Consider the following 6,608-nt stretch of genomic DNA (forward strand, 5'->3'; position numbering starts at 1 on the left):
CACTCTGTTGGACAGACTGCTAAGCAAAGGGTTCCGTAGGCAGGGGTGCCGACCGGCAGTGGGAGGCGCCTGTCGGGAAGGCAAGCGCCCCGGGGGGGTCCTCCGTTACCAGCGGACGCCGAGCTTCAGGAACAGCTTGCTCAGCACGAAGATGGGGCCGACCCAGAGGTATTGCAAGTCCTCGAAGAAGCTGGGCTTCTTGCCCTCCATCCTGTGGCCCACGAACTGGGCGATCCAGGCGCCGACGAAGATCGCCACCGAGATCGTGAGTCGGTGCTCACCCATCGCGTAGACCAGTGCCAGCCCCACCACGGAGAGCAGCGCCATCGTCACGAGGAACACCGTGGACAGCCGGGCGTAGTAGACCATGCTGGCCAGGATGAAGGCGTAGGCGACCCACGGGTGCAGGCAGTACAGCAGCCCGATCAGGCTGAGCATGATCAGCGGGATGGCCACGAAGTGGATCCGTTCGTTGCGCGGGTCGCGGTGGCTTTCCTCGTAGTGGGCGAGCAGCTGGTCGACCCGGCGGGCCGGGGCGCTGGCGGAATCGGTCAGCGTGGACATGGGCGTCTCCTTCGTCTCTCGGGCGGACAATGCGCGCATTCTGGGAGCCCGCCGCCATGGAAGACTGTAAAGAAGTGGACATTGTGAGCATCACGACGACCGTCGGGACCCGGGCGGACGCCGAGGCGCTGGCCCAGGCGATCCTGGAGCGGCGGCTGGCCGCCTGCGTGCAGGTGGAAGAGGGGCTGACCTCGTTCTACCGGTGGCAGGGGAAGGACTGCGCGGATGTGGAAGTGCGCCTGACGATCAAGACGCTTGCGGCGTGCGCGGAGGCGCTGCGCGCCCTGTTCCGGGAGAAGCATCCTTACGAGGTGCCGCAGTTCCTGGCCGTGGGCATGCACGCGAGCCCGGACTACCTCGCGTGGGCGCGTGGGGAAGTGCGGACCGTCGCGGGCGGGGAGCCGGATCCGGTGTGATGGCGGTGGGGTTCGCTGGCGCTCACCTTCGGCGGCGTTCGCCGCCCCACCCTACAGGTGCGGTGGCCGTGTCTTGTAGGGTGGCGCGGCGAAGCCGCCGAAGGTGAGCGCCAGCGAACCCCACCGATGGACCTAAGCCAGCAACGCGAGCGCGAATTCGCGCGCGCTGAACGTCTCCAGGTCTTCCAGCTTCTCCCCCACGCCGATGAAATACACGGGCACCGGCTTCTCCTGCGCGATCGCCGCCAGCACGCCGCCCTTGGCCGTGCCATCGAGCTTGGTGACGACCAGGCCCGTGAGCTGCAGCGCGTTGTCGAAGGCCTTCACCTGCGCCAGCGCGTTCTGGCCGGTGTTGCCGTCGATCACGAGCAGCACCTCGTGCGGCGCGCTCGCGTCGGCCTTGGTCACCACGCGGCGGATCTTGCGCAGCTCCTCCATCAGGTGCAGCTGCGTGGGCAGGCGGCCTGCCGTGTCGACGATCACCACGTCCTTGCGCCGCGCCTTGCCGGCGGTGACCGCGTCGAAGCTCACCGCCGCGGGGTCGCCGCCTTCCTGGCTGACGATCTCCACCTTGTTGCGGTCGGCCCAGACCGCCAGCTGCTCCCTGGCCGCCGCACGGAAGGTATCCGCCGCCGCCAGCAGCACGGTCTCGCCTTCGTCGGCCAGGTGCTTCGTGAGCTTGCCGATGGACGTGGTCTTTCCCGCGCCATTCACGCCCGCCACCATGATCACGGTGGGCACGTGCTTGCCGATCGTGAGCGGCTTCTCCAGCGGCTTGAGCAGCTGCGTGAGCGCGTCCACCAGGATGTTCCGGGCCTGCACGGGGCGCGTCGCGCCGGTGGCGGCGACCTTGCGCTTCACCTCGTTGAGGAGATGCTCGGTGGCGGCGACGCCCGTGTCCGCCAGCAGCAAGGCCGTTTCCAGCTCTTCGTAGAGCGCGTCGTCGATCTGCGCGCCTGTAAAGACTTGCGAAATGCTGGAGCCGGTCTTGCGCAGGCCGGCGCTCAGCCGTTCCATCCAGCTCTGCCGCTCCGGTGCGACTTCCGCCGCCGGGACGGGGATCTCCATGGGCGCGACCAGCGCGCTGCCGATGAGTCCGCCGGCCTTTGCTGGCGCGGGCGCCGGCGTGGGAACAGGGGCGGGCGCAGGCGTGGCGACAGGCGCGGGCGCCGCCACCGGCGCGGCCGTGGCGGCCGGTGCGGCGGTGGGGGCGGGGCTGGCGGGCGCCGGCGCCGGGGTCGCCGGCGGTTTTTTCCGGAAGAAGCTGAACATCAGGACCGTTTCTAGAATCACAGGATTCTATGAAACCGCCCCTCCGCGCAGTCCTCCTCCCCCTCCTCGCCTCGCTCCCCCTTCTCCTGATGCCCCCGGCCGGTGCCCAGATCACCGGGCCCGCGCCTGCGCAGGAGAAGCCGCTGGAGTACAAGCTCGCCAACGGCATGACGGTGATCGTCAAGCCGGACCGCCGGGCGCCCACCGCGGTGCACATGCTGTACGTGCGCGTGGGCTCCATGGACGAAGTCGACGGCAGCTCCGGCCTGGCGCACGTGCTGGAACACATGATGTTCAAGGGCACGCCGACCACCGGCCCGGGCGAGTTCTCGCGCAAGGTCGCCGCGCTCGGCGGCCGCGAGAACGCCTTCACCACCCGCGACAACACGGGGTACTTCCAGCAGATTCCCGCGAACCGGCTGGAGGACGTGATCCGCCTCGAGTCCGACCGCTTCGCGCGCAACCAGTGGGCCGACGACGAGTTCAAGCGCGAGCTGGAGGTCGTCAAGGAAGAACGCCGCATGCGCACCGACGACAACCCGCGCGCGCAGCTGTACGAGCAGCTCAGCGCCGTGACCTACCAGGTGTCGCCGTACCGCCGCCCCGTGGTGGGCTGGATGAGCGACCTGGACTCCATGACCGCGCAGGACGCGCGGGACTTCTGGCGCCGCTGGTACGTGCCGGCCAATGCCGCCGTGATCATCGCCGGCGACGTCGACCCGCAGCAGGTGCGCAGGCTGGTCGACAAGTACTACGGCTCCATCCCCGCGCGCGCCGTGCCCGCACGCAAGGCGCAGCAGGAGCCGCAGCAGAACGGCATCCGCCGCATGGAGTTCAAGGCGCCCGCGGACCAGTCGTACGTGACGCTCGCCTTCAAGGTGCCGCAGCTGCGCTCCTTCGAGAAGACGCCGGAGAACGACGATGCCCTGGCGCTGACGGTGCTCTCCGCGGTGCTCGATGGCTACGAAGGCGCGCGCCTCGATCGCGCGCTCACGCAAGGCCCGGACCGCCTCGCCGACAGCGTGGACGCCGGCAACGGCCTGTGGGGCCGCGGCCCGCAGCTCTTCACGTTGTCCGGCGTGCCGGCGCCCGGCAAGACGCCGGAGCAGGTGGAAGCGGCCCTGCGCGAGCAGGTCGCCCGCGTGGCGCGCGAAGGCGTCACCGATGCGGAACTGAATCGCGTGAAGACCCGCTGGATCGCCGGCGAGATCTACAAGCTGGACTCGGTGATGAACCAGGCCCGCGAACTGGGGAGCGCGTGGGTGCAGGGCCTGCCGATCGACGCCGACGAGCGCCTCATGGCGCGCCTGCGCGAAGTGACGGCGGACCAGGTCAAGTCGGTGGCCGGACGCTACTTCGGCGACGACCAGCTCACGGTGGGCATCCTGCGCCCCTTGCCCGTCGATCCCAACCGCAAGCCCCGCCAGCCCGCGGTGCCGGTCCGTCACTGAAACAAGACCGCCAGAACATGCGAACGAACCGAATCCTGGCCGGCGCGAGCCTGGCCCTTTCCATTGCCCTGCCCGCCGCCGCGGCGCTGCCGATCCAGAAATGGCAGCAGGCGAACGGCGCGCAGGTGTGGCTGATCGAAAGCCCGAGCCTGCCGATCCTCGACGTCGAGATCGATTTCGACGCGGGCGACCGCCGCGACCCGGCCGACAAGTCGGGCCTGGCCGGCGCCACCGCCAGCATGAGCAGCAAGGGCGTCGCTGCCCGCAACGGCGAACCGGCGCTCGACGAGAACCAGCTCGGCGAAGCCTGGGCCGACCTGGGCGCCGGCTTCGGCGCCAGCTCCGGCCAGGACCGCATGAGCTTCACGCTGCGCACGCTCACCTATCCGGACCTGCTGCCCAAGGCGGTCGCACTCGCCGCGCGCCAGATCGGCGAACCGTCCTTCCCCGAGGCGATCTGGCAGCGCGATCGCCAGCGCTGGGCCGCGTCCATCCGCGAGGCGAACACGCGCCCGGGCACCATCGCAGCGCGCACCTTCGGCCAGGCCGTCTACGGCACGCACCCCTATGGCTACGACACCACCGAGGAGACGCTGAACCGCATCACGGTGCAGGACATGCGCGAGTTCTACAAGGCGATCCAGCCTTGCCGCGCCAAGGTGAGCGTGGTGGGCGCGGTGAACCGCGCGCAGGCCGACCAGATCGTCAGCACGCTGCTCTCGCGCCTGCCGAACGGCACCTGCCAGCCGCTGCCGCCGGTGGCGGAGGTGCCGGCCTTGTCGGCCGCCGCCGAACGCAACATCCCCTTCGCCTCGGCGCAGGCGCACGTGCTGATCGGGCAGCCCGGCTACAAGCGCGCGGACCCGGACTACTTCCCGCTGCTGGTGGGCAACTACATCCTGGGCGGCGGCGGCTTCGTGTCGCGCCTCGCCGAGGAAGTGCGCCAGAAGCGCGGACTGAGCTACAGCGTCTACAGCTACTTCGCACCGGGCATGCATGCCGGCGCCTTCACGCTCGGCCTGCAGACCCGTCCGGACCAGGCGGCACAGGCCGTGCAGGTCTCGCGCGACGTGGTGCGCCGCTTCGTGGCCGAAGGGCCGACCGACGCGGAACTCAAGGCGGCCAAGGACTTCATGATCGGCGGCTTTGCGCTTCGCATCGACAGCAACCGCAAGCTCCTGGACAACCTGGCCAACATCGCCTGGTACGACCTGCCTCTCGACTACCTCGACACCTGGACGAAGCAGGTGGAGAAGGTGACGGCCGCCGAAATCAAGGCCGCTTTCGCGCGCAAGCTGCAGCCGGACCGCATGGTCACGGTGGTTGTCGGCGGCGACGTCGCGGCGTCCCGACAGTAAACCTCCTCCCTTTGGGGGGTCCCCTGTCAAGGTTGACAGGGGTTCCCGGGCAGGACGGCGCGGGAGCCTGAACAATGGCTACGCGCTGTCACGCTTCTGGCAACCAGACCAGAGAAGGTTTTCACAGGGAGAGAGTGTGGGGTGCGGCCCAGGCCGCACCCCTTTTTTTGCGCCGGGCGCGGGTAAGCTCCCCCGATGCCCCGCACCGCACCGCCCGCCCGCCGCAGCCTTCCCAACCAGGTCCGCATCATCGGCGGACTCTGGAAGCGGACCCCGCTGCCGGTGGCGGACCGTCCCGGCCTGCGGCCCACCCCGGACCGCGTGCGGGAAACCCTCTTCAACTGGCTCGGCCAGGACCTGACCGGCTGGCGCTGCGTCGACGCCTTCGCGGGCACGGGCGCCCTGGGGCTGGAGGCGGCGTCCCGCGGCGCCGCCGACGTCCTGCTGGTGGAGGCTGAAGGGCCGCTCGTCGACCAGCTCCGGGCCGTCGCGAAGAAGCTCGATGCGCGCAACGTGCGGGTGCAGCGGGGAAACGCCCTGACCGTGCTCTCCGCCCTGCCGCCCGGCGGCGTCGACCTCGTGTTCCTGGATCCGCCGTTCGACGCCGACCTGTTCGACAAGGCGCTGGCCGCGGCGCGTCCCGCCCTCTCCGGCGAGGGCTTCCTCTATCTCGAAGCGCCCAGCGAATGGGACGCGCCGGCGCTCGCGCCCCACCGGCTGGAACGGGTGAAGTACCTCAAGGCGGGCGCCGTGCACGGCCACCTGTTGCGACCGGTTGCATAATGCGGCGCAGCAAACCGGCCTGAACGCCCCGCAGGCGATGAGGAGAGCTCCATGGCCCACGACGTCATCGCCGTCTACCCCGGCACCTTCGATCCCATGACCCTCGGCCACGAGGACGTGGTCCACCGTGCCTGCCAGCTGTTCGGCCGCCTGATCGTCGCCGTGGCCGCAGGCCACCACAAGAAGTCGCTCTTCACGATGCAGGAGCGCATCGACATGGCGCGCGACGCGCTCAAGGACTATCCGCAGGTCACCGTGGAAGGCTTCAGCGGCCTGGTGCGCGACTTCGTCGTCGCGCGCGGGGGCAAGGCCATGGTCCGCGGCGTGCGGGCCGTGACCGACTTCGACTACGAGTTCCAGCTCGCGGGCATGAACCGGCACCTGATGCCGGAAGTCGAGACCGTGTTCCTCACCCCGAGCGACAAGTACCAGTTCATCAGCAGCACGTTCGTGCGCGAGATCGCGGTGCTGGGGGGCGAGGTGCACCAGTTCGTGTCGGGGACGGTGCAGCAGCGGCTGATCGACAAGGTGCGGAGCCTGGGGCGCGATTGACGCTTCATTGATCGCTGGCTGCCCGTAGGCTGGGTTGCGCGAACGCGCACCCCAGCACTGCGCGCCAGCGCTGGGGTTCGCTGGCGCGAAACCCAGCCTTGTATTCTTCCAATCTTGTTTTTGGGGCAACCCGGAAGCGGGCGCACGCCGTACCCAGCCTTTGGTCTTTGAACCCGTGGCGTAGATCCTGCGGCGCCTGCTTCTCTTTCTCT

8 protein-coding genes are annotated in these 6,608 nt (G+C 69.5%); 5 read left to right on the forward strand and 3 right to left on the reverse strand.

Features of this window, described 5'->3' with window-relative positions:
• Window positions 1-105: 105 nt before the first annotated feature.
• On the reverse strand, window positions 106-564 hold the full coding sequence (locus H8N03_RS20255; protein ID WP_187078030.1) for an Mpo1 family 2-hydroxy fatty acid dioxygenase: 459 nt from the start codon (window positions 562-564) through the stop codon (window positions 106-108).
• An 83-nt stretch (window positions 565-647) separates the two neighbouring features.
• On the opposite strand from H8N03_RS20255, the gene cutA reads away from it, so the two are divergent.
• A complete protein-coding gene (cutA, locus tag H8N03_RS20260) occupies window positions 648-980 on the forward strand; it encodes a divalent-cation tolerance protein CutA (protein WP_187078031.1) in 333 nt (110 codons plus the stop codon).
• A gap of 132 nt (window positions 981-1,112) precedes the next feature.
• Here the strand turns inward: cutA and ftsY are convergent, their stop codons facing one another.
• Window positions 1,113-2,252 (reverse strand): signal recognition particle-docking protein FtsY, encoded by a 1,140-nt coding sequence (gene ftsY, locus H8N03_RS20265; protein ID WP_187078032.1) that lies wholly within the window; start codon window positions 2,250-2,252, stop codon window positions 1,113-1,115.
• Window positions 2,253-2,341: 89 nt separating this feature from the next.
• Here ftsY and H8N03_RS20270 point away from each other — a divergent pair, with 89 nt between their 5' ends.
• The 4 genes from H8N03_RS20270 to coaD all read left to right on the forward strand — a co-directional run bounded on the left by H8N03_RS20270 (window position 2,342) and on the right by coaD (window position 6,396).
• Entirely contained in the window at window positions 2,342-3,703 is a 1,362-nt protein-coding gene (locus H8N03_RS20270; RefSeq protein ID WP_255428307.1) for a M16 family metallopeptidase, read from the forward strand.
• Between the two features lie 17 nt (window positions 3,704-3,720).
• Entirely contained in the window at window positions 3,721-5,061 is a 1,341-nt protein-coding gene (locus H8N03_RS20275; protein ID WP_187078034.1) for a M16 family metallopeptidase, read from the forward strand.
• 195 nt (window positions 5,062-5,256) lie between these two features.
• Complete coding sequence (gene rsmD, locus H8N03_RS20280; RefSeq protein WP_187078035.1) at window positions 5,257-5,844, forward strand: 16S rRNA (guanine(966)-N(2))-methyltransferase RsmD; 588 nt, start codon at window positions 5,257-5,259, stop codon at window positions 5,842-5,844.
• A 51-nt stretch (window positions 5,845-5,895) separates the two neighbouring features.
• Window positions 5,896-6,396: a pantetheine-phosphate adenylyltransferase gene (gene coaD, locus H8N03_RS20285; protein WP_187078036.1), complete on the forward strand. Its 501-nt coding sequence runs from the start codon at window positions 5,896-5,898 to the stop codon at window positions 6,394-6,396.
• Window positions 6,397-6,400: 4 nt separating this feature from the next.
• Here the strand turns inward: coaD and H8N03_RS26045 are convergent.
• Window positions 6,401-6,608: hypothetical protein (locus H8N03_RS26045; RefSeq protein WP_222623061.1), on the reverse strand; the 208-nt coding region annotated here is incomplete at its 5' end.

Origin of the sequence: Ramlibacter cellulosilyticus (assembly GCF_014297465.1) — a bacterium.
Classification (GTDB): domain Bacteria; phylum Pseudomonadota; class Gammaproteobacteria; order Burkholderiales; family Burkholderiaceae_C; genus Ramlibacter; species Ramlibacter cellulosilyticus.